24 protein-coding genes are annotated in these 26225 nt (G+C 50.9%); 10 read left to right on the top strand and 14 right to left on the bottom strand.

Annotation, left to right across the window (positions count from 1 at the left end):
* Together CEK71_RS07400 and CEK71_RS07395 are read left to right on the top strand one after the other, a co-directional pair.
* Positions 1–453 carry a hydrogenase maturation protease gene (locus tag CEK71_RS07400; RefSeq protein ID WP_088618791.1) on the top strand — a complete coding sequence of 151 codons (453 nt, stop codon included), beginning with the start codon at positions 1–3 and terminating at the stop codon, positions 451–453.
* Complete coding sequence (locus CEK71_RS07395) at positions 450–3050, top strand: EAL domain-containing protein (protein ID WP_088618790.1); 2601 nt, start codon at positions 450–452, stop codon at positions 3048–3050. Before CEK71_RS07400 ends, CEK71_RS07395 begins: the two co-directional genes overlap by 4 nt.
* Before the next feature lie 113 nt (positions 3051–3163).
* On the opposite strand, the gene lysS is transcribed toward CEK71_RS07395, so the two are convergent.
* The 8 genes from lysS to argC form a co-directional block, all read right to left on the bottom strand.
* A complete protein-coding gene (gene lysS, locus CEK71_RS07390) occupies positions 3164–4660 on the bottom strand; it encodes a lysine--tRNA ligase (protein WP_088618789.1) in 1497 nt (498 codons plus the stop codon).
* A 105-nt stretch (positions 4661–4765) separates the two neighbouring features.
* Positions 4766–6118 carry a cryptochrome/photolyase family protein gene (locus tag CEK71_RS07385; RefSeq protein ID WP_088618788.1) on the bottom strand — a complete coding sequence of 451 codons (1353 nt, stop codon included), beginning with the start codon at positions 6116–6118 and terminating at the stop codon, positions 4766–4768.
* 15 nt (positions 6119–6133) lie between these two features.
* Complete coding sequence (locus CEK71_RS24130; protein WP_088618787.1) at positions 6134–6259, bottom strand: DUF4326 domain-containing protein; 126 nt, start codon at positions 6257–6259, stop codon at positions 6134–6136.
* A 48-nt stretch (positions 6260–6307) separates the two neighbouring features.
* Positions 6308–7406, bottom strand: a protein-coding gene (gene prfB / locus CEK71_RS07375; protein WP_157679046.1) for a peptide chain release factor 2 whose coding sequence is annotated in 2 segments (ribosomal slippage) — positions 6308–7330 and positions 7332–7406 — 1098 coding nt in all. Because the reading frame shifts where the segments join, the coding sequence is not laid out codon by codon here.
* A 162-nt stretch (positions 7407–7568) separates the two neighbouring features.
* The gene (locus CEK71_RS07370; protein WP_088618785.1) at positions 7569–7748 is read right to left on the bottom strand and encodes a hypothetical protein; all 180 of its coding nucleotides are present in this window, start codon (positions 7746–7748) and stop codon (positions 7569–7571) included.
* 454 nt (positions 7749–8202) lie between these two features.
* A complete protein-coding gene (locus tag CEK71_RS07365) occupies positions 8203–8892 on the bottom strand; it encodes a hypothetical protein (RefSeq protein ID WP_088618784.1) in 690 nt (229 codons plus the stop codon).
* A gap of 349 nt (positions 8893–9241) precedes the next feature.
* A complete protein-coding gene (gene yidD, locus CEK71_RS07360; RefSeq protein ID WP_088618783.1) occupies positions 9242–9616 on the bottom strand; it encodes a membrane protein insertion efficiency factor YidD in 375 nt (124 codons plus the stop codon).
* A gap of 74 nt (positions 9617–9690) precedes the next feature.
* On the bottom strand, positions 9691–10731 hold the full coding sequence (gene argC / locus CEK71_RS07355; protein WP_088618782.1) for an N-acetyl-gamma-glutamyl-phosphate reductase: 1041 nt from the start codon (positions 10729–10731) through the stop codon (positions 9691–9693).
* Positions 10732–10856: 125 nt separating this feature from the next.
* On the opposite strand from argC, the gene CEK71_RS07350 reads away from it, so the two are divergent.
* From CEK71_RS07350 to CEK71_RS07340, 3 genes are read left to right on the top strand one after another with little or no spacing between them, the layout of a single operon-like run.
* Positions 10857–11828: an NAD(P)H-quinone oxidoreductase gene (locus tag CEK71_RS07350; RefSeq protein ID WP_088621535.1), complete on the top strand. Its 972-nt coding sequence runs from the start codon at positions 10857–10859 to the stop codon at positions 11826–11828.
* On the top strand, positions 11825–12670 hold the full coding sequence (locus CEK71_RS07345) for a sulfurtransferase (RefSeq protein WP_088618781.1): 846 nt from the start codon (positions 11825–11827) through the stop codon (positions 12668–12670). The genes CEK71_RS07350 and CEK71_RS07345 overlap by 4 nt, the downstream gene beginning before the upstream one ends.
* Positions 12667–13044, top strand: a complete 378-nt coding sequence (locus CEK71_RS07340; RefSeq protein WP_088618780.1) for a DUF4288 domain-containing protein — start codon at positions 12667–12669, stop codon at positions 13042–13044. The genes CEK71_RS07345 and CEK71_RS07340 overlap by 4 nt, the downstream gene beginning before the upstream one ends.
* 254 nt (positions 13045–13298) lie before the next feature.
* On the opposite strand, the gene CEK71_RS07335 is transcribed toward CEK71_RS07340, so the two are convergent.
* The 6 genes from CEK71_RS07335 to CEK71_RS07310 form a co-directional block, all read right to left on the bottom strand.
* Positions 13299–15326, bottom strand: a complete 2028-nt coding sequence (locus CEK71_RS07335) for a hypothetical protein (protein WP_157679044.1) — start codon at positions 15324–15326, stop codon at positions 13299–13301.
* Between the two features lie 860 nt (positions 15327–16186).
* Entirely contained in the window at positions 16187–17014 is an 828-nt protein-coding gene (locus tag CEK71_RS07330) for an AlbA family DNA-binding domain-containing protein (RefSeq protein WP_088618778.1), read from the bottom strand.
* A gap of 93 nt (positions 17015–17107) precedes the next feature.
* The gene (gene ubiD, locus CEK71_RS07325) at positions 17108–18568 is read right to left on the bottom strand and encodes a 4-hydroxy-3-polyprenylbenzoate decarboxylase (protein WP_088618777.1); all 1461 of its coding nucleotides are present in this window, start codon (positions 18566–18568) and stop codon (positions 17108–17110) included.
* Positions 18565–20604: an oligopeptidase A gene (gene prlC / locus CEK71_RS07320; RefSeq protein WP_088618776.1), complete on the bottom strand. Its 2040-nt coding sequence runs from the start codon at positions 20602–20604 to the stop codon at positions 18565–18567. Before prlC ends, ubiD begins: the two co-directional genes overlap by 4 nt.
* A gap of 57 nt (positions 20605–20661) precedes the next feature.
* The gene (locus tag CEK71_RS07315) at positions 20662–21063 is read right to left on the bottom strand and encodes an RDD family protein (RefSeq protein ID WP_232463781.1); all 402 of its coding nucleotides are present in this window, start codon (positions 21061–21063) and stop codon (positions 20662–20664) included.
* 66 nt (positions 21064–21129) lie between these two features.
* Positions 21130–21327 carry a hypothetical protein gene (locus CEK71_RS07310; protein ID WP_408630483.1) on the bottom strand — a complete coding sequence of 66 codons (198 nt, stop codon included), beginning with the start codon at positions 21325–21327 and terminating at the stop codon, positions 21130–21132.
* A 163-nt stretch (positions 21328–21490) separates the two neighbouring features.
* Here CEK71_RS07310 and pcnB point away from each other — a divergent pair, with 163 nt between their 5' ends.
* The 5 genes from pcnB (at position 21491) to panD (ending at position 25699) form a co-directional block, all read left to right on the top strand.
* Entirely contained in the window at positions 21491–22900 is a 1410-nt protein-coding gene (gene pcnB, locus CEK71_RS07305) for a polynucleotide adenylyltransferase PcnB (protein WP_088618773.1), read from the top strand.
* Positions 22901–22974: 74 nt separating this feature from the next.
* Positions 22975–23490 (top strand): 2-amino-4-hydroxy-6-hydroxymethyldihydropteridine diphosphokinase, encoded by a 516-nt coding sequence (gene folK / locus CEK71_RS07300; protein WP_088618772.1) that lies wholly within the window; start codon positions 22975–22977, stop codon positions 23488–23490.
* Position 23491: 1 nt separating this feature from the next.
* Positions 23492–24292, top strand: a complete 801-nt coding sequence (gene panB, locus CEK71_RS07295; protein WP_088618771.1) for a 3-methyl-2-oxobutanoate hydroxymethyltransferase — start codon at positions 23492–23494, stop codon at positions 24290–24292.
* 6 nt (positions 24293–24298) lie between these two features.
* Complete coding sequence (panC, locus tag CEK71_RS07290; protein ID WP_088618770.1) at positions 24299–25174, top strand: pantoate--beta-alanine ligase; 876 nt, start codon at positions 24299–24301, stop codon at positions 25172–25174.
* 141 nt (positions 25175–25315) lie between these two features.
* On the top strand, positions 25316–25699 hold the full coding sequence (gene panD, locus CEK71_RS07285; protein ID WP_088618769.1) for an aspartate 1-decarboxylase: 384 nt from the start codon (positions 25316–25318) through the stop codon (positions 25697–25699).
* Positions 25700–26225 lie beyond the last annotated feature (526 nt).

Genomic DNA, 26225 nt, shown 5'->3' with positions numbered 1-26225 from the left:
ATGGAGACATGCCATATAGTCTGTTTCGGTAACGAACTGCATGGTGATGATGGTTTTGGTAGCCACGTTTATACACAATTGTGCCAATTGGCATGGCCAGACACCATCAAGGTGTTTAATGCAGGGATAGCAGGTTTGAACGCGCTCCGGTTTCTGGAACATTGCGATAAGGCGGTTCTGGTCGATGCCCTCAGCAATTTTGGGGATGTCGGCGAAATTTGCCTATTGAGGCCGGAAGATTTGGCCGAAAACCCTCAGCGGCTGACGGGCCATGGTTTGGGAATCCCCTATTTGCTGGAAGCCCTTAAGGTCATCCGCCAGCCGTTGCCGGCTATTATAATTGTCGGTGTCGAAATAGCTGGTGCCAGCCCTTTTTATTCCGGCCTGTCCGACACTACCGCACAGGCCATACCTGATACCATCCGCCTGATATGCAGCCTTGTTTCTGAATGAGTCAGCAAAATATTCACTATGCCGTTGTCGAATCGGTGACATTTCTCGATACAACTGAACCGCCGCGCTGGGCAGGCCGGTTATGGTTGCCAAATGGTCACCAGCCTATTGATGTTCTGATTTTCAAACTTCAGGATACTTTTCGGGCCATTCCCGCCCTCTGTCCTCATGAAGGCTATAACCTGACACAATGCTCTTTGCCCAATGGCGACAGCCTTGTTTGTCCGGCGCATAGCTTGCGTATCGACCTGAAAACGTCAGGATTCCATGTCAAAAAAGAGGGGGGACGATTTTGGATGTCCTTGAGCGGTACCCTGCCGTTAACAGTGGCCGAAAGCCAAAGTCCCGGCACTGGGGAAAGACTGGCACAATTGCAGGAAGAAATCGCTAGCCTAAGATTGGCCAACCTTAAACAGGAAAGGCAAATCTTAGTCATCACCCAAAGCATGAATGCCATGCTTTGCGAATCTGAACAACAAACGGCTAAGCTTAAAGAGAAGGTGCAGCAACAGCAGGCACTTAGTCACTTTGTCGAGCGCATCACAGATACTATTGACGATCTCCTATTAGTCATTAACACCAAAGGCCAGATTCTCCGGCTAAATATGGCAGCCGGGCGCGAATTGGGCTTTTCCGAAGCGGAGTTGCTAGGAACCGACATTGACGACTTGTTATCCTCTACCGAACGCCAGCAACTTGCCGGGCAATTACCCGCTTTGCCGTGGACTGTCCGCTCCGTGTTGCTGGAAACCATCCGGCTGTATGGAAACTATAGCGGTGAACATGGGCTGTTAAAAAAAAATCAAGACCATCCTTCTTCTATCTATTGGCTAAAAAGTAGTTTGCTGCATGGCAGGCAGGGGAAATTGGAAGGTGCAGTCATAACGGCGTTAGACATCACCGAATTGAAAAATCGGGAAACCCGACTGCGGCTGAGTGCCAAAGTTTTCGAAACCAGCAGTGCGGCTATTTTTATCACCGATCCGCAAGGCGTTTTCTTGGAAGTCAATGCTGCATTCTGCGCAATCACCGGCTATGGGCGTTCTGAAATATTGGGTCAAAATACCCGGATCTTGAAATCGAGACTCCATGATAAGGCGTTTTACCAAAGCTTATGGCAAACCCTATTGGACAAAGGGGTTTGGAAAGGGGAGATCTGGGATCGGCGAAAAAACGGCGAATTCTGCCCGATGCTGCTGAGCATCAACGCCGTCACCGACGAACGCAATGAACTGACCCATTATGTAGCCATTTCCACGGACATCAGCCACCAGAAGCGGACGGAAGAAGAGCTTAAACAACTGGCGCATTACGATGTGCTGACCCATCTTCCTAACCGCTTGCTGTTTAGAGACCGTTTTGAACACGAAATTTTTTTGGCACAATGCAACAATAGCCGTGTCGCGGTGTTTTTTCTGGATTTGGATCGCTTTAAGATTATCAATGACTCGTTCGGACATTGGGCGGGGGACAGTTTATTACAGGCCATCGCCGTGCGGATCCAAAGCTGCCTGCGCCAAACAGATACGGTAGCCCGTCTGGGTGGCGATGAGTTCACTATCATCTTGCCGGGCTTATCCGGTATCGGCCCCGCCACTGAGCTAGCCCAGAAACTGCTTGAGGTCATATCCGGTCCGGTGCAAATTGGCGAACATACCGTCTACATCGGGGTCAGCATCGGCATAGCCGTTTTCCCCGATGACGGCAATGATTTCGATACCCTGACCAAACATGCGGATACCGCCATGTATGCGTCCAAAGCCAAAGGCCGGGGTATGTTCCAATATTTTGAAGCGGGGATGAATGAGGCCGCCCAGCAAAGGCTTTTGTTGGAAAATGCTTTACGGTTGGCGATAGAACAAGAAGAATTTCGGCTTTATTATCAACCTAAAGCCGATTGTTCTTTACGCGTAGTAGGTGCGGAGGCCTTAGTCCGCTGGCAACGTCCCGGTTTCGGCATGATACCCCCCGACCGTTTTATTGCCCTCGCCGAGGAAACCGCGTTAATCATTCCGCTCGGCACATGGATACTCAAGACCGCCTGTTTGCAAGCCAAGCTCTGGGCGGATAAACAGCCAGGGTTTCGGACGGCGATCAACCTCTCGCCCAGGCAACTGTTGGCCGATGACTTTATTGCCGTGCTTGACCGTATTCTGGCCGAAACCGGAACCAAACCCGAATGGATTGAATTGGAAGTGACGGAAAACTTGATCATGCTTGATGTCGAAAAGGCCACCAGACGGTTGCGCCAAGTCCGCGAACGGGGTATCCATGTCGCGATGGATGATTTCGGCACAGGTTATTCTTCTTTATCCTATTTGCAAAAACTGCCCCTCCAAACCCTTAAAATCGACCGCTCTTTCATACAGGCCTATACCGGAGATCCTGCTTCCAAGGAAGCGGCATTTATTAAGACTATCGTCTCTTTAGGGGAAATACTCAAGATGACAGTTGTTGCCGAAGGGGTTGAAACTGAATCTCAGTTGGCGTTGTTACGGTCTTACGGTTGCCACCTGATCCAAGGCTATTACCTTTCGCCGCCGCTGCCCGCTGATGAGTTCCAAAGGCGTTGGCTTGATCAGGCTATGGATAACTAAGGATTTGAAACGCAGGCAAAATGCACGCGCTCCAAGGAAACCGCCTCACGATACTATTTCAAAAATAGCCCGGCAAAACCCATGCGGGGCTATTTTTGACAGATTTATTGGCGTTACAGCTTAGGGCGCATGTGCGGGAACAGCAGCACATCACGGATAGAGGGCGAGTCGGTAAATAGCATCACCAAGCGGTCAATGCCGATACCTTCGCCTGCCGTAGGCGGCATACCATGTTCTAAGGCGACGATGTAGTCGGCATCAAAGTGCATGGCTTCATCGTCACCCGCTTCTTTTTCTTCCACTTGTTTTTGGAAGCGTGCGGCTTGGTCTTCGGCATCGTTCAACTCGGTAAAACCGTTGGCGATTTCACGGCCACCGACAAAAAACTCGAAACGGTCGGTCACATGCGGGTCGTTGTCGTTACGTCTTGCCAAGGGCGACACTTCCACTGGGTAGGCGGTGATAAAGGTCGGCTGCATTAAGCGGCTTTCAACGGTTTTTTCAAAGATTTCAATCTGGATTTTGCCCAGGCCATAGCCTTCTTTGACCGGAATCCGCAGCTTTTCGGCAACGGCTGCCGCCGCTGCACGGGTCGCTAAGTCTGCCGCCGTCAGTTCTGGATTGAAATGCAGGATGGATTCGACAACGGTCAGGCGTTGGAACGGTTTGCCAAAATCGTATTCTTCACCCTGATAGGTAATGACGGTATGCCCGACCACGGTTTCGGCAATGCCGCGCAGCATGGCTTCGGTCAAGTCCATCAAATCCTGATATTCCGCATAGGCCTGATAAAACTCCAACATGGTAAATTCGGGGTTATGGCGGGTCGATAAACCTTCGTTACGGAAGTTGCGGTTGATTTCAAAGACCCGCTCAAAACCACCGACTACCAAGCGCTTGAGATACAGTTCCGGGGCGATACGCAAAAACATATCCATGTCTAAGGCGTTATGGTGGGTGGTAAAAGGCCGCGCCGTCGCCCCGCCGGGAATCACCTGCATCATTGGCGTTTCCACTTCCAAAAATTGCCGCTCAATCAGAAATTGGCGGATATAAGCGACAATTTTCGAGCGGATAAAAAAGGTGTTGCGCGAGTCTTGGCTCATAATCAAGTCCAAATACCGTTGGCGGTATTTGATTTCTTGATCCGCTATGCCGTGGAATTTTTCTGGCAAGGGGCGTAAGGCTTTGGTCAACAAGCGGATACCGTCGACCTTAACGCTCAGCTCGTCGGTTTGGGTTTTAAACAACACACCTTCGGCACCGATAATGTCGCCGATGTCCCATTTTTTAAATTGCTCGTTGTAAAAACCTTCAGGCAAAGCGTCGCGGGTGACATACAATTGGATTTTCCCGGACATGTCCTGGATATGGCAAAAGCTGGCCTTGCCCATGACCCGCCGGGTCATGATGCGCCCGGCCAGTTTTACGCGTAACGGTTCGGCTTCCAGCTCTTCCTTGGTTTTGTCAGCATAGTGGGCAAGCAAGTCACCCGCGACAGTATCACGGCGGAAATCGGTGGGGAAGGCAATGCTGCTATCGCGTAACTCATTGAGTTTACTACGGCGTTGTCTGATCTGTTCTTGTTCGTCTTGTTGTATTTCGGACATGGTTGTTAATGTGTGGAATTTAAAATGAAAAGTGTGTTGCTTATTTATAGTGGAAAAAGCCTAGGATAGCAAAGGCTTTTAGGGTAGGGGCTTAGCGCTGTTCTACTACCCTGCCGCTTTAAACCGCGCTTTCGTAATCTGCACCTCGGTGCTGTGGTCGACAATCGGTGCGGGGTAAAAGTCGCCGTAATGTTTCTGCGGCCATTGGTGCAAGGTTTTTATCGGTACGGAACGCAATTCGGGTAGCCAACGGTAGATATAGTCGCCTTGAGGGTCAAATTTTTGTTGTTGTAGCCACGGGTTGAAAATCCGAAAATACGGCTGGGCATCACAGCCAGTCGAGGCCGCCCATTGCCAATTGCCGTTGTTGACACAAGGGTCATAATCGGTCAGATGTTGGGCGAAATAACGCTCGCCCCAACGCCAGCTAATGCGCAGATCCTTTATCAAAAATGAGGCGGTGATCATGCGCACCCGGTTGTGCATAAAGCCCGTGGCATTCAACTCGCGCATCCCAGCATCGACAATAGGAAACCCTGTCCGCCCCTCCGTCCAGGCCTGAAAGTAGGCGCGGTTATTATCCCAAACCAGCCCGTCAAATTTGCCGATAAAGGCATGGCCGAACACTGCTGGGTAATGGTAAGCGATATGGGTCATAAAATCACGCCAATACAATTGCCGCAATAAAGGGTGTTCGGCACCGAGTTGCCGGGTAATTGCCGCAAAGGCTTCCCGCACCGATAATGTCCCAAATTTTAGATGCGCTGAGAGTTGGCTAGTCGCCGCCAAGGCCGGGAAATCCCGCTCTAGCGCGTAATCGGTGCAGTGTTGGAGCTGTGCCAAACGGGCTAACCCCGCCGTACGCCCGCCTTGTCCGCCCCAGTTGCCTACAGCCGTGAGGCTGTCTGGCGGCGCAGTGGAGGCCACGCTTAAAAACCGCCCGTTTACTAAAGCTTGCGGGGCTGGCACAGGCCGCTTTTGAACATGATGATAAAATGCCGTGAACACTTTATAGGCACTGCCGTCGTGTTTCAAAGCCTGTTCCGGCTCGGTCAGCAGCGCGTCAGGCAAGCTATGCAGGGCGATGTTCAGTTGTCGGCAAACGTCGGCAATTTCCGCATCACGCTGGCGGCTGAACGGGCTGTAATCACGGTTAATGAACACCGCTTGGATAGCGTGTTGCTGGTGCAAGTCGCGTATCACCTGTACGGGCAAGCCTTGGAATAAGGCCAGATTAGCGTTAACCGCTTGCAACTGCCCCGCCAAATCGGCCAAGGATTGGCGCATAAACTGTAAGGCCGGTTGGCTTTGGTACGGATGCGGGTTAATTTGCCGTTCGTCGAAGACAAACCCGGCGATGACCTGTTGCGCGGACTGTAAGGCGGCGTTTAGGGCGGTATTGTCGCTTAGGCGTAAATCCCGGCGGAACAGGAACAGGGCGGTGTTATAGTGGGGCATATCATTCAGCTTTTATTATTTACCGTCATCAAGTGAGTTTAAGTAATTCGCCAAAACGTCACCATGACATGCCGCTGGCTTACAATGACAACCCAACACCTTACCGCGTAACTGTAACAATTCACGTTCGTTTTTGTTCATTGGCAAAGTATAGAGGCGGGGATTAGCTTAGTAAATTTATAGGCATACTTACAACCCGCTCTTCAAACTCGCCTCAATAAACATATCCAAATCTCCGTCCAATACTGCCTGCGGGTTGCCTGTTTCCACCCCGGTGCGCAAGTCCTTAATCCGGGATTGGTCTAACACATAAGAACGGATCTGGCTACCCCAGCCAATATCGGATTTGCTGTCTTCCAAAGCCTGTTGGGTCACGCTGCGTTTGCGCATTTCCAGCTCATACAACTTGGCTTTAAGCTGTTTCATCGCGGTGTCTTTGTTTTTGTGTTGCGAGCGGTCGCTTTGGCACTGCACCACGGTATTGGTTGGGTTGTGGGTGATACGCACGGCGGATTCGGTCCGGTTAACGTGCTGGCCACCCGCGCCGCTGGCACGGTACACGTCGATACGCAAATCGGCGGGGTTGATGTCGATGTCAATATCGTCGTCAATTTCAGGTGACACGAACACGGACGCGAACGAGGTATGGCGGCGGTTGCCGGAATCGAAGGGGGATTTTCTGACCAAACGGTGTACGCCGGTTTCGGTACGCAACCAACCAAACGCATATTCGCCTTCAAAGCGGATGGTGGCGCTTTTGATGCCCGCGACATCGCCATCGGACTCTTCGATCAACTCGGTCTTAAAGCCTTTGCGCTCGCCCCAGCGTAAGAACATGCGCTCAATAATCGAAGCCCAATCTTGCGCTTCGGTGCCGCCGGAGCCGGATTGAATATCCAAAAAGGCATTACAGGCATCCATTTCGCCGGAGAACATGCGCCGGAATTCCAAATCGGCGACCCGTTTCTCGAAGTCGTCCAAGTCCGCAACGACGGTCTCAACGGTGTCCTCGTCGTCTTCTTCAACTGCCATCAGCAGCAATTCTTCGGCATCGGCCAAGCCGCGTTCCAAGTCGAGGATGGTGTTGACCACCAACTCCAATTGGCCACGTTCCTTGCCTAGGGCTTGGGCGAGCTCTGGCTTGTCCCAGATTTTGGGGTTTTCCAGTTCCCTTAAGACTTCAACTAAGCGTTCGCTTTTGTTATCGAAGTCAAAGATACCCCCTGAGCGCGTCTCCACGGCTTTTCAGGTCGGCAATTTTATTTTTGATCGGGTTTATTTCTTGCATGGCGTGTGTTTTTAATCCTGACCGCCGCGCCGTTACGTTAAGCCAGTAACAGGCCGCCGCTGATCTTAATAGTTGAAAAAAAGATACCGATTATATCCTAATTTCAAGGGACTGTTCACACCCGCTTAATACTCGCCCTATATAGAGTAGGCAATGGGGCGGTCAATCCCGAAAATCCCAAAAACCAAACGATTCGATTTTATTTTGGTAGCCGGGGGCGGGCGTGTTTTCCAGCCATTCGTCCAAAACATACTCCAAGCCATAAAATTCATGGTCGCCAAAAGCTTGGTTCATAGATTCGATGATGTTATTGTGGGTATTATCAGCGTTTTGCAGAGTCATTTTGCTTACCTTTTGTGTCGTTGCCAATCGCTTTCCCATACGGGAAAACCTAATGTCCTTGTTGTGTCGGCTATAGAGTAGAATGCAACGGCTGAACGGTGGCTGAAGCGAAAATGCTAAACTAAAAATTAGCTAACAGTTTTATTTCACGGTGGGCTCCCGTCCGGCTTGCCAACGCACATCGCGTGCTTTTTTGGCGACTAGCTTGCTCTAGGTGTTCGGACAAGTTGGTGCGGGTGTAGTTGATCGGGGAGTTAATCGGGTATTCTATGTGTCTTTGCTTTGTTATCATGCCCTACAAAACACACTCTTTTGTGATGACAGGGCAAGTCCACGCTTTACATTAACAGAGCTGATAAGATGGCGTTAATGGTGTCCTTAGTGTAGTCACTAACGCCGTCAAATTCATTGCAGGCGGCTGGTGGGCTGTACTGCACCCAGCCGCATCAGACCGTTAGTGTAAGATAGTACCGACACTACCTTTTGCCAGACGGACACTGTAAGCCACTGGCGTGGTCACGGTAGCGTCTTGGCGGATTAAGTTGATTTCTACATAGTAGTCATTGGCGTGGAAATCAAACTTATGGTTGAATTGTATGACATCTTCATTGGCCGCGACATTAGCCGACAGATTGCTGTTAAACGTGGCGATAGTGGATTCAGTCATGGTGGTACGGCTGATTTTTTTCAGTGATGCGCTAACTTGGGCTTTGGCGCTGATGCCGTCAGTATCCTTATAGCCGACAATTAAGGAATTCCAATCTGCGCTGATCCATGACGCAGGTGTGCCGACGAAATCGCCTGCGGCTGGGGGGATAGCCGGAACATAGTCATAAACGGGAGTGACATTGCAGCGCACAGTGATGGGCTGATAGTTCGGTGTGATATTGATGGAGCTTAAGCTTTGTTTAGCGGCGGCGGAAAAAAGGCCAAAATTGCTGACATTGTTTCCCAAGAAGCGGAATTGTGTGCCGGTCACTTCGTATTTGCTGGCGGAAGATTCATCAATTGCGCAAGAAGAAGCGGTCGATGTCCAAGCGGGCAGTTGGTCGCTCCAGTTTGCAGGTAAGGCGGAAGCGGCGGTTGCGCCAGCCAAGGTGCCAACAGTCAATAAAGCGGTTACTGCGTTGCGTAAAGTTTTCATGAGTCGTGTCCTAATTAAGTAAAATAGCCAGTGGTTTAGCAAGGCGGTTGCAATCTTGGGTAACCGCTTTGTTAGGACATAGCTTACGCAAGCCGCTTAATTATTGCAGTGAGGTACTTACCTACTGCTGTGACATTATTCCCATGCCTTGATGTAATTAATCGCCCGGTCGGACATTGTCGGTCATTGATTACGCAGTAAAATCAATTGATAACGTAAAAAACTGTTTTCTGATGAAACGCTGGATAATTTTTTGGCAGGTTATGCTGGCGGCTAAGTAAGGTTTTTCTGGACGGCGACCCGGCACAACGGCTTTTGTACCACGCTTTGAAGGATAATATTCAAGCGACTACGGCGTACACGCACAAGCATCAATCCCACCGCAGTCTATGTGGAAGAAACTACAACCTTCGGACGAAATTAGCTCTAAGGGATTGCAGCATTCGCAAAAATCACCCGTTTTATCCCGCCATTTTTTCCTATTATAGTCCCGCTCGCGGTTGTGTTGTTCTGAGAGTGCTAAAGCGGCAGCTTTGCAGGCTTGAAAACGTGCCCTGATTTTCGGCAGGGACCGCCAAACACCGTTTTGCAATAGCGTTTGTTTGGTATATTCGGAGCAAGATAGCTCGCCGTGCCAGACCCGGTGGGCGCAGCAGAAGCCTTTATAGGGGGAGAGGTATTTTTGGTAGCCAGTGATGGCAAGCGCCAGCGATTGGGTTAGCATCTATTGTCCTGCATCAATAGGGGCGGGGGCATAGGGACGTTGCTGTGCAACGTTCCTACGGTGATAAACTGGGCTTACGGATATAACGCCACAATATCCAGTCCCGTTGTTTCCGCCAAGCCGAACATCAGGTTCATGTTCTGCACGGCTTGTCCTGACGCGCCTTTGACGAGGTTGTCGATGACCGACAGCACGACTAAGGTGTTGCCGCCTTGGGGTTGGTGCAGGGCGATTTGACAGTTATTGCTGCCGCGCACGTTGCGGGTGTCGGGATGGGCACCTTGCGGCAGGACATCGACAAAGGCCTCGTGTTGGTAGCGTTGCTCATATAGGGCTTGGATGGCTTGCAGGGTATCCGCACTGGCGTTGATTTGCGAGTATAAGGTGGCATGGATGCCGCGTATCATTGGGGTCAGGTGCGGGACAAAGGTCAGTTGCACGGTTTCGCCAGCAGCATGGCTGAGGCCTTGGCGAATTTCCGGCAAGTGCCGATGGCCGCCGACGCCATAGGCTTTAAAGCTTTCGCCCGTTTCGCTCATTAAGGTCGCCAGTTCGGCTTTGCGCCCGGCACCGCTGACTCCGGATTTTACGTCGGCAATCAGCTGCTGGGTGTCGATCAGGCGGTTTTCGATCAGCGGTAAAAAGCCCAGTTGCACGGCGGTCGGGTAGCAACCTGGGCAGGCGACCAGTTGGGCTTGTTGGATGGCGGCGCGGTTGACTTCGGGCAGGCCGTAGACGGCGTGTTTTACCAAGTCGGGGCAGGCGTGGGTCATGCCGTACCATTGCTCCCATTCGGGGATATTTTGCAATCTAAAATCGGCGGACAGGTCGATGACTTTTATGCCGCGTGCCAGTAAGGCTTCGGCCATTTGCATGGCGGTGCCGTTGGGGGTGGCGAAAAAGACCACGTCGCATTGGGCTAAGGTGTCGATTTCCGGTTGGCTGAAGCTGACGGCCACGAAGTTGCGTAGGCTAGGGTATACCGTATCGACGCGCACCCCGGCATCGGCGCGGGAGGTGACGACGCTGACTTCAACGTCTGGATGCCGTGCTAAAATCCGTAACAGTTCAACACCTGTATAACCGGTGCCGCCTACAATACCTGCCTTAATCATTTGTTATCCTAGTTTATGACGGTTGGAATGCTTGCCGCCGAATAGCCTGCCCAAGCGAACGGGCGGTTATTTCAGCGGTGGAGAAAGGGTTTATAATAGCGGCCTATTTTAAAGGTATTATTGCCATGCGTGTTATTGAAATTAACCAGACGCTGTTAACGCCCTCCGAACGCGCTGTGCCTGTGCCTTCGGGGCAGCAGGTTTTAGTGCGGGTTGCCGCCGCCGGTGTCAACCGCCCGGATGTGATGCAGCGGCAGGGGCTGTATCCGCCGCCGCCCGGTGCGTCGGATATTCCGGGGTTGGAAATCGCCGGAACGGTGGTGGCGGTGGGTGATGAGGTGAAACATGTCCGGGTCGGTGATGCGGTGTGCGCTTTGGTGACGGGCGGCGGTTATGCCGAATATTGTCTGGCGACGGCGGCTTTATGCTTGCCGGTGCCGTCGGGTTTGTCGTTTGTTGAAGCGGCGGCTTTGCCGGAAACATTTTTTACCGTCTGGAGTAATGTCTTTGACCGCGCCCGTTTAGCCGCCCACGAAACCTTGTTGGTGCATGGCGGTGGTAGCGGTATCGGTACGACAGCGATACAGTTGGCTAAGGCCTTAGGGGCTAACGTTTATGTGACGGCGGGGTCTGAGCAAAAATGCCAGTTGTGCCGGGCTTTGGGCGCTGATGCGGCGATTAATTATCATGACCAGGATTTTGTTGACCAAATCTTAGCGTTAACGGCGCAGCGGGGCGTTGATGTGGTATTGGATATGGTCGGCGGCGCGTATCTGGCGCGTAATGTCAAATGCTTGGCCGAAGAGGGCAGGTTAGTGCAAATCGCCGTGCAGCAGGGCGCAAAAGCCGAGCTGAATTTGTGGGCGGTGATGTTAAAACGCCTGACCTTGACCGGGTCTACCTTAAGGGCGCAGGATGATGGTTTTAAGGCCGCCATTGCCCGGCAACTCTATCAAACCGTTTGGCCTTTGTTGGCGGCAGGTACGGTCAAGCCGATTATCCATGCCACTTTTCCCCTTAACCAAGCCGCGCTGGCGCATGACATGATGGAGAGCAACCAGCATTTCGGCAAAATCATCTTACAGGTCGCTTTATGAACTATACCACCCTAATTTCCGCCAGCCAATTGCAAGCCCAGTTAGGCCATCCCGATTGGGTTATCGTCGATTGCCGGTTTTCTTTGGCGGATAGCGATGCAGGCCGTAACGCCTATCAGTTCGGCCATATCCCCACCGCCCGTTATGCCGATTTGAATAAGGATTTGTCCTCCGCCATCACCGACCAGACGGGTCGCCATCCGTTGCCGGATTTTCGGGTGTTGGCGAAGGCTTTGGGCGCGTGGGGTATCAGCAACTATAGCCAAGTGGTGGTGTACGATGATGCGGCTGGCGCGTTTGCCGGGCGGTTATGGTGGTTGTTACGCGCTATGGGGCACCGTAACGTCGCGGTGTTGGATGGCGGCATTAATTATTGGCGGCAACAAGGCTTGGCGATCACCACAGTATTGCCGCAAGTGAAGCCTTGCGTGTTTAGGCCGTATCTGGATACCAGCACTTGGCTGGATGCGCGGGCTGTGGAAAATGGTTTGGCGACGGCCAAGCTGTGCCTGATTGATGCCCGCACCCCCGAACGTTATCGCGGTGAGCAGGAACCGATAGATCCGGTGGCGGGACATATCCCAGGGGCGTTAAACCGCCCTTTCCAATGGAATTTGGCGCAAGACGGACGGTTTTTGCCCGCTGACGTGTTGCGCGGGCAGTTTACCGCTTTGCTGGGCAAATTTGCCCCTGAAGCGGTTGCGCATAACTGCGGCTCTGGCGTGACGGCTTGCCATAATATCTTGGCGATGGAAGTGGCGGGTTTACTGGGGTCTAAGCTATATGCCGGGTCTTGGAGCGAGTGGATTCGGGATGGCAATAGGGGAGTGGCGCGGGGATGACCTATTCTAAAAACGTCGCGCCTTATGGTTGGTATGTTGCGTCTTATTTGTTAAGGTTTGTGGAACTTGACCAAAGCGGTAATGACGACCCGGAAAAACGTTTTATCTCTTGGGAAAATACGGTTCTTATTAAAGCCCAAAATCTTGATGAGGCCTATGATAAGACTGTTGAAATTGCCTTGGCGGCAACAGAGCCTTACAAAGGCGGGGAAGATGGGGTGAATATGCAATGGGTTTTTGAGGGATTGACAGACATTTTGCCCATTTATGAAGAGCTTGGAGACGGTGCGGAAATTATGTGGGCTGAATACGGGCCGCGCAAATTAAGAAATATCCGCAAGCGTATTAGAGAAAAAAGCGAAATGTATCAATAGGGTGAGTTGGCGTTAACATAACATTATGGGCACTTCTGTTGTTGATTCCTAACTGACATTCATGGTTATCGACTTAATTAAAAGCGGATTATGCCGGATTATGGGGTGGCTAAAAATTCATTGATACAAAATGAAATCAAGTGGATACAAGATTATGAACGCGCCCCATAATCCGTTACAATAAGTATTTTTTGGCTGGGCCACATGTTTCCGTGTGGACAAATGCTTAAGCTTTTGCCCACACATCACAAGGGTTAATTAGCGGTTTTTTTCAAAAAAACCGCATCTTTTGCTGGTATGGTAAAGCTACTTCCGATCTTATTGCCTTGCAGGTCATAGTAAGGGTTGCTTGCAGGCAGAAGGTCGGGGCGGGTAGTGCTATCGATAGTCCAAGCATTATCGGACATATTCAAGAATGCTTTGCCGTTAGCAAACGTACGCGATAAACGGTTGGCGGTACCATACTGGAATTTAATATTTCTAAAATAAACAGTGCCCAAGGTTTCACTGATCCCTAATTTGATGTTGCGGGGGTAGTTTGTCGCTGTAAAGCTAAGTGTGTAAGTTCGCCAGTCACCGTCCGCCAATACCCAAGCGTCATAACCGCCAAAGTTTCCGGCATGAATTTGAAAAGGTGTATTAGAAAAATTATGCGTTTCGCCATTGACTTGCACACTAAAGCTATCCGAGGCTTTCGCGTCGAACGTCAACGTATATTCTTGGCCTATTGTCAGATTTCCCATGGCTGTAGAACTCAGTAATAGCCCGACACCATAGTCGTTAGGTTTAGTGCCCGAAGGAACGCCGGCAATTTCGATACTGTGCGAGCCATCTGTTACATAGGAGGCGCCATCGCTGGCAATATTGCCGTCGAGCTTAACGGTATAGTTTGACGCGATATCCAACTCCCAAGTAGCGTCTTGTAAATGATTAGTCGTATCAGCCGGAACTTCGCGGCTTGCTGCACCCGATGCGGCGCCTAACCATTTGTAATTTGAACCGCCCCCCCGTTGTTCTGACCAGTCAAATATGCCCATATCATCCCCGCTACCGTAGGGATGGGGCATACCAACCATCAGGCCGACCGCAAAATGTCGGCGGAAAGCGCTGTCGGGAGCGTAAGTTGAGGTGTTTGAGTGGTATGTGGCAGTGGGCATACGGTTGTAACCGTAGCTGAATTTTGGTAGTGCCTGGGCTTTTTGCACCCAATGGGACAGATGTTCGTATGCCTCAGAAAAACGTCCGCCATCGGTGTTGACATTATCCATAAAGGTTTCCATCTGTACGCCATTGACGTAGTTGAAGCCACGGTAACCCCGGAGTGGGGTGTCGCTGTCGAATTGCACTATTTTGTCCGGTGAACCGAGATTGGTTAATTGGGTGCGTAAAAATCCCGCATATTCTTGGATGCCTAGCCCGAAACTGTTTATGCCATTAAAAGAACCCCAATCCCCTGTGCCGTCATTATTGGCATCTATAGGGCGGGCATAATGATAATAAGAATTGAGTATCACATCATGCTCCATTCCTTGGTGCTGGGTTTGTGAGTTTAACCCTGTACCCATTAGCTGGGCAGCCCAATAATTAGCTTTATGCCCCTGAGAGTCTGTTGGGGCGTGTAGGCTATAATTAAGGCGATAAGACATGTCGGTTGACGTTGTCCAGGCCGCAACATGAGGGGCAATATAAGCGCCGCTAGAGAAGCTTTTAGCGGTTGTGCCATAGTTGGTGCTACGGGTAACGGTAATGGCGCCTGACAGAATCTGGGTTACTTTAGCATGTTCAAAGTTACTCCAGTCTGAAGTGCTATTTCTTATGAGAATGTAATCTCCAACATTGAAGACACTGGTGTCGGCAACATTAATTTGGCTTGCCGTAGAGGTGATACTTGCTGTAGCGGTCGTTCCTGTATAATAAAGAAAGTGACCCGGAAAGACAGTGCCTACTTTTGTAGTGCCGCTGTCAGAACCAACATATATCGTGGTGGGTGGATTGGCAAGGATAGTGATAATACCACTGTTTGGATATTGTGATTTTATCGCGTTCATATCGCTTAAGTAGCCGTGATGGATGGCAAAGTTAGCGGCATTACCAACATTATCGAAACTTTCATTGCCTGCCCTACTGCCGTCCCCAATTGTTGGATCTGGATCTGAATATAAGGTTTTAAAGCCCATATTAATCGGATATTCCGTCGGCAGTGTGATGGGGGTCGCCGAACAGGTCCCCGCAACCAGCACCATACATGATGCCACGCCTAGCCTTTTTTTTACAGATGTCATAATTACTATTTCCTTTTTGAGGGTTATGTAAGTTTCACAATCGTTATACCCGACACGGGAAAATATTGTGGGTCATTGGCAATTACTTAATCCCGTCTTTACTCTTTATAAAGATACCGAGTAGCGACGGTTTTTTTCTCCTATTTTCTCCCATGGAGGGGGTTGAAATAGAGGGGGAAATGAAAGCTTATGCTTTGATAATTGCCACAGTGCGCCAAAAAATGGCTTCGGCAATATTTGTTCACCGCAACGGCGGAAGCCTTTGCCAGCCTTAAGATAAGGCTGGCCAAATTATATAGTAATAAAAAAACACAATAAAATAAAAAATTATCACTTAAAAGTGAATAATTCACAAAAATAAAAGGAAAAAATTCTTTTCAGGAAATTATTTTTTAAAAAACTTCAATGGCTACGCTCTCTAGAGGCTTTTTTATTGACTTAACTTTTAGGGTTGTATTGTTTTCTGAGAGTCGGCTAAATATCTGCCATATCCTTTTTTTACCTGAATTATGGACAAAAACGTCGCCTGAAAACGGCAGCAATTGTCCGTATTGTCAGTCGGACACAATTAATGGGCTGGCCAAATGGTGCTAATGGGAGTGCCGACGTTGCATCTTTGAAAAAGACGGTCAGTGGTTAGGTGATATGACAGGGAAGGGCGGTATTTGTAGTGCAGCGCTAGCCGTTGATGATTTAATATGTGGGCATGCATGTGTATATCACTGGGGAATTGGCAGATATACACGGGCTTTGGCCACATAATGTGGCCTGGAAGAGGGGGGGGCGAAGTGTGGCCGCAGGGTTAGTGATCTGCTTAACAGTGTCAATGGAATCGGAATAACCTGAGGGCGGAATGAGCCTTACCCCTCCCGCTTCCAACGGATCTGCACAAACTCCAAAGCCTCTTGGATATTCAGGTCGCGGGTGGCACCGCCGGTTCTGACGAACAACTTGGGCGTGCCGTTTTGGGTGAGGAAAACCGGACGGTGGGCGGGGCTGATAATGAGGCGGCAGATGTCTTTGTGGTCGATGACGTGGAACAGGACATGGACTAGGCTGCAAAGGTCGGCGCCTAAGTTGGTGGAGATGGCGGTCATGATGGACTGCTCAAAACCGTCTTGGTTGGGCTTTTTCAGGGTTTGGTAATCTTTTTCCAAGCCTATAATAGTGCCGTCGTCGGCTACGCCTATTAATAAAGTACCGCCGTGGCTGCTGTTTAAGAAACCCGCCAGGGTTTTGAGGATAACCCCTTCTAGGGTGCGGTTGATACGGGATTGCTCCAAATCCCAGCGTAGCGAGGACTTAAACTCCAAGTATGGGCCTTCGCCTAGGGCGATGATGGTGGCCAAGTCTTTTTGCAACTCCGCTTTCAGGGATTCGATACGCGCTAGACGTTTGTGTAATACCCCGTAAATGCCGACTGTCAACAAGCCCAGCATCGCGCCGATTTTGGCGTAAAACATCAGCAGGTTGTCTTCCGCGATGTTGCCGTCGAAAATGGAGGTAAGCTGGCTAAAGACGTATTCGAGGGAAGATAATTTATTATTATTGCTTTCACGCGAATAGATGAAGTTATAACTGGGGGCGAGGATAAACACGCCGATCAGCGCACCAATCAGGGCGGCGGTGGCGTAGAGTTTGAGCTGCTGTTTCCAAAGCGACAGCATCAGTAAAAAGAATCTTTTCATAATGCCAGTGAAGGTCAGATAAGAGGGAATACCTTACGCCAGACAAAGGGAAGGGGCTTATAAAGCCCCTTCCGGCTGTGGCGCGTTAACAGCCTAAAATAGCGATGCCCACATTTCATCGACTTTTTTGACGACGGCGGGGGTCATGCTAATGGTTTTGCCCCATTCACGGCTGGTTTCGCCCGGCCATTTGTTGGTGGCGTCAAAACCGACTTTGGAACCTAAACCGGAGACTGGTGAGGCAAAGTCGAGATAATCAATCGGGGTGTTTTCCAGTATCGTCAAGTCGCGTGCCGGGTCCATGCGGGTAGTGATGGCCCAGATCACGTCTTGCCAATTGCGGACATCGATATCATCATCAACGACAATGACAAACTTCGTGTACATGAATTGCCGCAAATACGACCAAGTACCGAGCATGACCCGTTTAGCATGGCCAGCGTATTGTTTTTTCATGCTGATGACCGCCATCCGGTAGGAACAGCCTTCGGGCGGTAAGTAAAAGTCGGTGATTTCCGGGAATTGCTTTTGCAAAATCGGCACAAACACCTCGTTTAAGGCCACGCCCAGAATGGCGGGTTCGTCGGGCGGCCTGCCGGTAAAAGTGCTGTGGTAAATCGGCGCATAGCGTTGGGTGATGCGCTCTATGGTGAAGACCGGAAATTCATCGACTTCGTTATAGTAGCCGGTATGGTCACCGAACGGGCCTTCGGGGGCGGTCTCGCCGGGATAGATGAAGCCTTCCAGGACAATTTCGGCACTCGCGGGCACTTGTAAGTTATGGCTCAAGCAGGTGGCGACTTCGGTCTTGCTGCCGCGCAACAGGCCGGCAAAGGCGTACTCGGACAGGCTGTCAGGTACGGGCGTTACGGCACCGAGGATGGTGGCGGGGTCTGCACCTAGGGCGACGGCGACCGGAAACGGCTCGCCCGGATGGGCTTTTTGCCAATCACGAAAATCCAAGGCTCCGCCACGGTGCGCTAACCAGCGCATAATGACTTTGTTTTTGCCGATCACTTGTTGACGGTAGATGCCGAGGTTTTGCCGCTCTTTATGCGGCCCTTTGGTAATGACCAAAGGCCAGGTGATTAAGGGGCCGGCATCATCGGGCCAACAGGTTTGGATGGGGTAATCGCTTAAGTCCACCTCGTCGCCGACTCGGACGACTTCTTGGCAGGGCGGCGATTTGACCAGTTTCGGCGCCATGTTCAGCACTTGTTTGAACACAGGGATTTTTTCAAACGCATCCCTCATGCCTTTAGGCGGTTCCGGCTCTTTCAGATAGGCCAGTAATTCGCCGATACCGCGCAATTCGCTGACCGATTCGGCCCCCATACCCATAGCCACACGGCGTGGGGTGCCGAACAGGTTGGCCAGCACGGGGGTGTGGGAACCTTTGGGGTTTTCAAACAGCAGGGCGGGGCCGCCTTGTTTTAAGACCCGGTCACAGATCTCGGTGATTTCCAGGTACGGATCGACCTCGACGGTGATGCGTTTCAGTTCGCCCTGTTTTTCCAGTTGCGCGATAAAATCGCGCAAGTCGCGGTACTTCATGCGGTTATGCCGTTGTGCCGGAGCAGTGCGTCGATGTTAGGCTCGCGGCCACGGAAGCTGACGAACAGTTCCATGGCATTTTTGCTGCCGCCTTTTTCGAGGATATTGGTTAGGAAAGACTGGCCGGTTGCCTCGTCGAACACGCCTTTTTCTTCAAATAAAGAATAAGCGTCACTGGACAGTACCTCAGCCCATTTGTAGCTGTAATAGCCCGCCGCATAGCCCCCCGCAAAGATATGCGTAAAGCTGTGCGGGAAGCGGTTGAATTTGGGGGCTTGGATGACCGCGACTTGGTTTCTGACTTGGTCGAGGATTTCATAAATACGGCCACCGCGTTCGGGGTCATATTCTAAGTGCATCCGAAAATCAAACAGGCTGAACTCCAATTGTCTGACGATGAACAGCCCGGCTTGGAAGTTTTTTGCCGCCAGCATTTTGGCAAATAAGCTGTCGGGCAACACTTCGCCAGTTTGGTAATGGCCGGACATTAAGGCTAACGCGTCTTTTTCCCAACACCAGTTTTCCATAAATTGGCTGGGCAGTTCGACCGCATCCCATTCCACACCGTTAATACCGGACACACCCAAATAGTCGACTTGGGTGAGTACATGATGCAAGCCGTGGCCAAATTCGTGGAACAGCGTGGTGACTTCGTCGTGGGTCAGCAGCGCGGGGGTGTCGGCGGTGGGCGGGGTAAAGTTACAGGTGAGGTAAGCGACCGGAATTTGGATGTGATCGTCGGTTTTTTTCCGGCCTACGCAATCGTCCATCCACGCGCCGCCGCGCTTTTTTGTCCGTGCGAACAGGTCGGTATAAAATTTGCCGCGCAATTGTCCGTCTTTATCGTGGATTTGGAATAATTGGACATCGGGATGCCAGGTGTCGAATTCGGTTATTTCGCTGATTTGTAAGCCGTACAAACGCTCGACAACGGCAAACAGGCCGGGTAGGACACGGGTGATAGGGAAATAGCTTTTGACTTCTTCTTGTGAAAGCTGGTACAAATGCTGACGCATTTTTTCCGAGTAATAGCCGATGTCCCAGGGTTCCATTTCAATAAAGGCGTGGACTTCGCGGGTATAGTCTTGTAACTCTATTAAATCGTTACGCGCTTGCCGCCAAGATTTATGCGCCAAGTCTTCCAAAAAGCTGATGACTTCTTCCGGTTTTTTCGCCATTTTGGTGCTGAGTGACAGTTCCGCGAAATTATTAAAGCCAAGCAGCTTGGCTTTTTCATGGCGTAAGGACAAAATTTGCTCCATCAGCAGGCTGTTGTCCCAATGGCCGCCATGCGGGCCGATTTCGGAAGCGCGGGTGGTATAAGCCTCGTAGATTTCCCGGCGCAATTCACGGCTGTCCGCGTAAGTCATAACGGCGTTATAGGATGGGAATTGCAGGGTCAGCAACCAGCCTTCCTCGCCCGCTTGTTCGGCAGCCTGTTTGGCTTGGGCGATGGCGGATTCGGGCATACCGACCAAATCCCTTTTGTGGCTGATAGATTTGCTCCAAGCGTTGGTGGCATCTAAGACATTTTCTTCAAAATGGCTGGTGTGCTGGCTGAGTTCTTGGCAAATTTCTTTATAGCGCTGTTTTTTCTCTTCGCTGAGGTCAACGCCGGACAAGCGGAAATCACGCAGGGCGTTGCGGACGATTTTTTGTTGGGCGGTGTCGAAGGTGGAGAATTCGGAATGCTTGGCAATTTGCCGATAGGCGTAAAATAGCCGTTTGTTCTGACCCATTTCTGTCCCATAGTCGCTCAGCTTAGGCAGGCAGGCATTATAGGCCTCGCGTAGGGCTTCGTTGTTGCAGACTGAATTGAGGTGGCTGACGGGCGACCACGCTTTGTTAAGGCGGTCTTCGGCATCGGCGATAGGTTGGATTAGTTTTGCCCAATTGTAGTTTTGCTTGGTTTTTAGGCATTCGGCAACTGTTTCCCGTGCGTCGGCCAACAATTGGTCTATGGCGGGTACGACATGTTCCGGTTTTATTTCTGAAAACAGCGGCAAAGAACTCTCGGTTAATAAGGGATTGTTCATAAGGGTAAAAAAATAGGGGCTCAGGTTGCGTTAAAGGTGATGATGACGGAAGCGTTGTTATTGTTTTTTTTGAGCATCGAAGAACACCGCTGTTTTGGATAGGTGGTCGTGCCAGCCACGCCGGTCTTTATCGAACAAAATCCACAAAAAACCCAGTCCGAACAGCCCCCAAGATGCCAAGGCGGTGAGATAGCGGACCAGTGCTTGTGTCCAGTTTATAGGCTTTTGGTTGTCTGTCAAAACCCGTATTTTCCACGCTTTAAGGCCTAACGTCTGTCCGCCGTGCGTCCAGAACCAGCCGTAGAAAATAAAACCGATGGTCAACAGGTAGAAGGGGAATAAAAAGTGTTGGCCAGTGAAGGCTTCACCTGAGTTTAAAGGCAATAACAGGGCGGTTGCGACAAAAAAAACGGCAATCAGCAGGATCAGGTCATAGATGACCGCTGCTAATCGGCGCAAAAAACCAGGTGCAGGCTCGAAACCCAAGCCTGGTTGTGGTTTTTGGGGTGCGGGATGGCGGGCCAATTAATCTTTGAATAAAGCTAATTTTTGGCCAAAATACATGCACATTGCCATCAATGCGCCCAGCATCAGCAAAGAAAAAACAAACGGCGGCCTGTGGAACAGAAGGATAAAAAAGTCTGCCGCAAAAATACTGGTAAGGATTGGGTGGTCGATAAAGCCACTAATAATCTTCTTAAACATAGCAATTCCGTCAAGCACGTCAAGGTGCGAGTGTGTAAAAAAATGGTTACCTGATCTTGTATCTGGTTACAATGCGCATAATAGACTTGTAAAAAATCAGAACAACGATTCTACTATAATCAAAAGGGGAATGTAAAAGAAAACAAACTTACCATGGTGGGATAGAATTCATTGAAATGATATGATTAATACAATTAGAAAAATAAACAATAATGGTGTAACGCTCATCCTAAATCTCTTCAAAAAAATAATTCAGTCGGCGCGGGCGCAAATACCGCCGCCAACAGTTGAAAAGGTCAAGATTTATGCACGTTCCGAGCATACCATTTCGCGGGCGCAAATCAGTGATAATGCGCTCAAAGTCTTGTATCGGTTGCAAAAAGAAGGTTTTGAAGCCTATCTGGTAGGCGGCTGTGTGCGGGATTTATTGCTGGGGCGGGAGCCTAAGGATTTTGATGTCGTCACTAACGCCGACCCTGAACAAGTGCGGAAAGTTTTCCGCAATTGCCGGATTATTGGTCGGCGGTTCCGCTTGGCGCATGTCCATTTTGGCAGGGAAGTGATCGAAGTGGCCACTTTTCGCGGTGACGGTGCTGCCCAAAATGATGCGCAAGTGCTCAACCAGGAAGGGCGGGTGTTGCGGGATAATGTCTACGGCACAATTGAGGAAGATGTCTGGCGGCGGGACTTTACGGTCAATGCCTTGTATTACAATATTAAGGACTTTTCGGTAGCCGATTATGTGCAGGGTATGGAAGACCACCGTAATGGCATTCTCCGGCTGATAGGCGAGCCTAGCACCCGTTTTCGCGAAGATCCGGTGCGGATGCTCAGGGCGGTGCGTTTTGCCGTGAAATTGGGCTTTAAGCTGCATCCTGATTGCCAACAGGCATTGCATGGGGCGGCGGCCTTGTTGTCAAGCATCCCGGCCGCACGGCTGTATGACGAGGTGTTAAAGCTGTTTTTGTACGGTTATGCCTTACAAACTTTTGAAATGCTCAGGCATTACGGCCTATTCCAGGTGCTGTTCCCCGATACGGAGCGGAGTTTGGCCGACCAGGACAACGATTTTCCGCGTATGCTTTTGGTTAGGGCTTTGCAAAATTCTGATAACCGGATTGCTGACGGCAAGACAGTAACGGCGTATTTCTTATTTGCGGCCTTGCTGTGGGAACCTGTGCGGCTGTCGGCTCTGCAAAAAATGAGGGAAGGGCAGGTGGAGTACATGGCCTATCAGGATGCCGCTAACGAGGTCATCGCCCGGCAAGTCCGCTATACCGCTATGCCCCGTCATATCAGTTTGGCTATCCGTGAAGTTTGGGCTTTGCAGCCTAAATTTACTACCCGCGTAGGGTCTAAGCCCAGCCGTCTGCTGTTGCATCCGCGGTTTCGCGCCAGCTTTGACTTTCTGTTGCTCCGCGCCGAAACTGGCGGCGTTGATGCGGAGTTGGCGCAGTGGTGGCAAGCCTATCAAAATGCTGATGAAAATGAGCAGCGCAAGATGACCCAGCCGTCCCGTAAAAGCACCGGCGGCAAGCCGCGTAAACGGATGTACCGGAAAAAATCTACGTCCGCCCCAACCGACGTATAACGCTAAACCGCCTAACTCCGCGTAAGCGCTACGCGGGGTTAGGCAAGCCACTGTAGAGCCTATTATGATGAACCATGACCCTCTCTTTTTCTGAAAACACCGCTGTGCCGAGCTTGGTTTATTTAGGTTTGGGCAGCAACCTTGCTGAACCTGTCGGGCAGATAAAATCCGCCTGCCGGGCGATTTCGGCCTTGCCGGACATCCAAACGATCGCCTGTTCCAGCCTGTACCGTAGCCTGCCGATGGGGCCGCAAGACCAACCCGATTACATTAACGCGGTGATGTGCGTCAGTACCTGCTTGTCGCCACAAGCCTTGTTACGGCATTTGCAAACCATTGAACAAGCCCACGGGCGTGAACGTAAAGGCGAACGCTGGGGGGCGCGGACATTGGATGTCGACATTTTATTATACGGCGAGCAGTTGATTGACTCGCCGGATTTGACCGTGCCGCACAGCGGCATCGCCGAACGGTCGTTTGTCTTGTTGCCTTTAGCTGAAATTGCCCCACAGTTGGTCATTCCAGGCAAAGGCACGGTTACTGAATTGCTGGCACACTGTCCTTTGCTAGGACTCCAACGGTTAAATTGATATGACTTTTATAGTAAAACCGCTGTCTATCAATGATTTGACGGCAATGAAACAGCGCGGTGAAAAAATCACTTGCCTGACGGCTTATGATGCCAGTTTTGGTGCGTTAATCGACCGTACCGGCATTGATATGATGTTGGTCGGGGATTCTTTAGGGATGACCATGCAAGGCCACACGACAACTTTGCCTGTGACCATCCGCGATATGGTCTACCATGCCCGTTGTGTTAGCCGCGCCCGGCAACGGGCTTTTGTCGTCGCCGACCTGCCGTTTATGAGTTATCCTTGTGCCGCCACCGCCGCCGCCAATGCCGCTAAACTGATGCAGGCGGGTGGGGTCCAAATGGTCAAGCTCGAAGGGGCACGGCTGGATATCGTCAGCTTTTTGGTGCAGCAAGGCATTCCGGTATGCGGGCATCTAGGCCTTTTGCCCCAGCATATCAACCAATTGGGCAGTTATGCCGTGCAAGGTAAAGAACCGGCTGCCGCCGATAAAATCCTTGCCGATGCCCTATCATTGCAACAGGCAGGGGCGGCATTACTGGTATTAGAATGCGTTCCCGCGACCTTAGCCAAAGCTATCGCCAGCCAATTGCACATCCCGGTCATCGGTATTGGCGCCGGGATCGATTGTGACGGTCAAGTGCTGGTGTTGCAAGATATGCTCAATATCAGCGGCGGCAAACGCCCACGCTTTGTCAAAGATTTTATGCAGGAGGCTGGGACGGTCGCAGGGGCGATACTGGCTTATCATAACGCCGTCAAACAAGGCGCTTTCCCAGCCGCCGAACACAGCTTTTAGTCCATCATGCAAATAGTCAAAACCATTCCCGCTTTGCAGGCCACGTTAAAAATTTGGCGGCAAGCAGGCGATAGCATCGCTTTTGTGCCGACGATGGGCAATTTACATAACGGTCACTTACAATTGGTGCAGGCGGCCAAAACCCGCGCCAATCGTGTTGTGGTGAGCATTTTTGTCAACCCCACCCAATTTGGTGCCGGCGAAGACTTTGCCAGTTATCCGCGCACCGAAACGGAAGATCAGCAAAAACTGCAAGAAATTGCCACTGATTTGTTATTTTTGCCGCCAGTGACAGAGATTTACCATCCCCACGCGCAAACGGTTGTGGTGGTGAATGGCGTTTCCGAACGCTATTGTGGCGCGTCGCGGCCTGGGCATTTTACCGGCGTAGCAACAGTGGTCTGTAAGTTGCTGAATATGGTACAGCCGGACATCGCTGTCTTTGGCGAGAAGGATTTTCAGCAGTTAGCGGTGATACGCGCGATGGTCAGGGATTTGAACATGCCGGTCGCTATCCGCAGTGTCGCCACGGTACGCGAAGCCAGCGGCTTGGCGATGAGTTCGCGTAACAATTATCTGACAACGGCGGAAAAGGCTACCGCTGTTGTGCTGTACCAAGCACTATGCGCGGCCCGCGAGGCCTTGTTGCAGGGGGGGGCTGCGGTTGCCGAGATTGAGGCCGAAGCCCTGCACCGTTTGCGGCAAGCAGGCTTTCTGCCGGATTATTTCAGCGTTTGCCGTAGTGCCGATTTGCAGCCCGCTAGCCATGATGACAGCGAATTGGTCATTTTGGCGGCGGCAAAATTGGGCAAAACCCGCTTGATCGATAACGTCAGCTTGGTGCGCTTGCCCAAAGAAGCCCCTGTTCTAAACGGGCGATGAGCCGGGGCAGAACAGGGTCATGACCCCGCGATGATGGTCTTTTTTTAATGCTAATCCGAGACAAAACCCGCCAATAGTTGAAGGAAATGGTAGGTTAAGGGATAATTAGCGGTTTTCTAACGTATTTTATAGTGTTTTATTATGCAAATTACGCTGCTTAAGGCAAAGTTACACAGAGCGACGGTCACCCGTTCGGAATTGGGTTATGAAGGGTCGTGTGCGATTGATGGGGCTATTTTGGATTTGTCAGGCATCAGAGAATACGAGCAGATTCAGATTTACAACATTAACAACGGTGCACGGTTTACCACCTATGCTATCCGCGCCGAAGACCATTCAGGAGTGTTTTCGGTTAATGGGGCAGCCGCGCGTATGGCTTGTCCGGGCGATTTGATTATTGTCTGCGCCTACGCTAGCTTTAGCCAAGAAGCCGCTGACAAGCATAAGCCTATCTTGGTTTATTTCAATGACAAGAACGAAGTTTTGCGTTCTGCTTCTGCCATTCCTGTACAAGCCGCCGGTTAATTTAGGGCAGGGAGGCAACGCATCGCCTCCCTGCGGCACGCGTCCAGCCGCTGTTTGCCAGGTAACCGTCCCCAGCAAACAGCAATACCCTTTTGTCCGGTTGCTTAACCGGCAAGACACTTTCACCGCTAAAGCAAGCGTTTGCCCGTATTATTGGCTTGTTTGCCTCATGCGCATCGCCTTAATCATTAAGGTTAGGGCAATTTCTTAAGGCCAAGCGGGGCGGACAGGTTTAATGCGCCGTATTTATTCGGCAATGCGTTGATAACGGCACAATAACCTGCCTTAGGATAACCTTAAACATGGCCGTAGCTCTGGCAATATTACCCGTTTAAAAACTATTTTTTCGCGGAAATATAATGGGATACCAATGTATTGGGATTATCGGAGCCTTAATAACGAAGAATGGCATTTAAGAGTACAGGTCAAGCAGGTTACAATAGGCATATTTATCTGCCCTGTTCCGCGCTATAGCACCGCATCCCAAGGCGGTTGTGCCATCCGGCGGATTCTGGGGCAACGCTTG

The organism is Methylovulum psychrotolerans (genome assembly GCF_002209385.1).
Classification (GTDB): Bacteria; Pseudomonadota; Gammaproteobacteria; order Methylococcales; family Methylomonadaceae; genus Methylovulum; species Methylovulum psychrotolerans.
Note: the sequence above shows the minus strand (reverse complement) of the source record. Positions and strands in the feature narration are given on the sequence as shown.

What these genes read in the sequence shown, in the direction of transcription:
- CEK71_RS07400 (WP_088618791.1), top strand. Translation starts at nt 1, where the DNA reads ATGGAGACATGCCATATAGTCTGTTTCGGTAACGAACTGCATGGTGAT.
- CEK71_RS07395 (WP_088618790.1), top strand. Translation starts at nt 450, where the DNA reads ATGAGTCAGCAAAATATTCACTATGCCGTTGTCGAATCGGTGACATTT.
- lysS (WP_088618789.1), bottom strand. Translation starts at nt 4,660, where the DNA reads ATGTCCGAAATACAACAAGACGAACAAGAACAGATCAGACAACGCCGT.
- CEK71_RS07385 (WP_088618788.1), bottom strand. Translation starts at nt 6,118, where the DNA reads ATGCCCCACTATAACACCGCCCTGTTCCTGTTCCGCCGGGATTTACGC.
- CEK71_RS24130 (WP_088618787.1), bottom strand. Translation starts at nt 6,259, where the DNA reads ATGAACAAAAACGAACGTGAATTGTTACAGTTACGCGGTAAGGTGTTG.
- CEK71_RS07370 (WP_088618785.1), bottom strand. Translation starts at nt 7,748, where the DNA reads ATGACTCTGCAAAACGCTGATAATACCCACAATAACATCATCGAATCT.
- CEK71_RS07365 (WP_088618784.1), bottom strand. Translation starts at nt 8,892, where the DNA reads ATGAAAACTTTACGCAACGCAGTAACCGCTTTATTGACTGTTGGCACC.
- yidD (WP_088618783.1), bottom strand. Translation starts at nt 9,616, where the DNA reads ATGCTAACCCAATCGCTGGCGCTTGCCATCACTGGCTACCAAAAATAC.
- argC (WP_088618782.1), bottom strand. Translation starts at nt 10,731, where the DNA reads ATGATTAAGGCAGGTATTGTAGGCGGCACCGGTTATACAGGTGTTGAA.
- CEK71_RS07350 (WP_088621535.1), top strand. Translation starts at nt 10,857, where the DNA reads ATGCGTGTTATTGAAATTAACCAGACGCTGTTAACGCCCTCCGAACGC.
- CEK71_RS07345 (WP_088618781.1), top strand. Translation starts at nt 11,825, where the DNA reads ATGAACTATACCACCCTAATTTCCGCCAGCCAATTGCAAGCCCAGTTA.
- CEK71_RS07340 (WP_088618780.1), top strand. Translation starts at nt 12,667, where the DNA reads ATGACCTATTCTAAAAACGTCGCGCCTTATGGTTGGTATGTTGCGTCT.
- CEK71_RS07335 (WP_157679044.1), bottom strand. Translation starts at nt 15,326, where the DNA reads ATGACATCTGTAAAAAAAAGGCTAGGCGTGGCATCATGTATGGTGCTG.
- CEK71_RS07330 (WP_088618778.1), bottom strand. Translation starts at nt 17,014, where the DNA reads ATGAAAAGATTCTTTTTACTGATGCTGTCGCTTTGGAAACAGCAGCTC.
- ubiD (WP_088618777.1), bottom strand. Translation starts at nt 18,568, where the DNA reads ATGAAGTACCGCGACTTGCGCGATTTTATCGCGCAACTGGAAAAACAG.
- prlC (WP_088618776.1), bottom strand. Translation starts at nt 20,604, where the DNA reads ATGAACAATCCCTTATTAACCGAGAGTTCTTTGCCGCTGTTTTCAGAA.
- pcnB (WP_088618773.1), top strand. Translation starts at nt 21,491, where the DNA reads ATGATTAATACAATTAGAAAAATAAACAATAATGGTGTAACGCTCATC.
- folK (WP_088618772.1), top strand. Translation starts at nt 22,975, where the DNA reads ATGACCCTCTCTTTTTCTGAAAACACCGCTGTGCCGAGCTTGGTTTAT.
- panB (WP_088618771.1), top strand. Translation starts at nt 23,492, where the DNA reads ATGACTTTTATAGTAAAACCGCTGTCTATCAATGATTTGACGGCAATG.
- panC (WP_088618770.1), top strand. Translation starts at nt 24,299, where the DNA reads ATGCAAATAGTCAAAACCATTCCCGCTTTGCAGGCCACGTTAAAAATT.
- panD (WP_088618769.1), top strand. Translation starts at nt 25,316, where the DNA reads ATGCAAATTACGCTGCTTAAGGCAAAGTTACACAGAGCGACGGTCACC.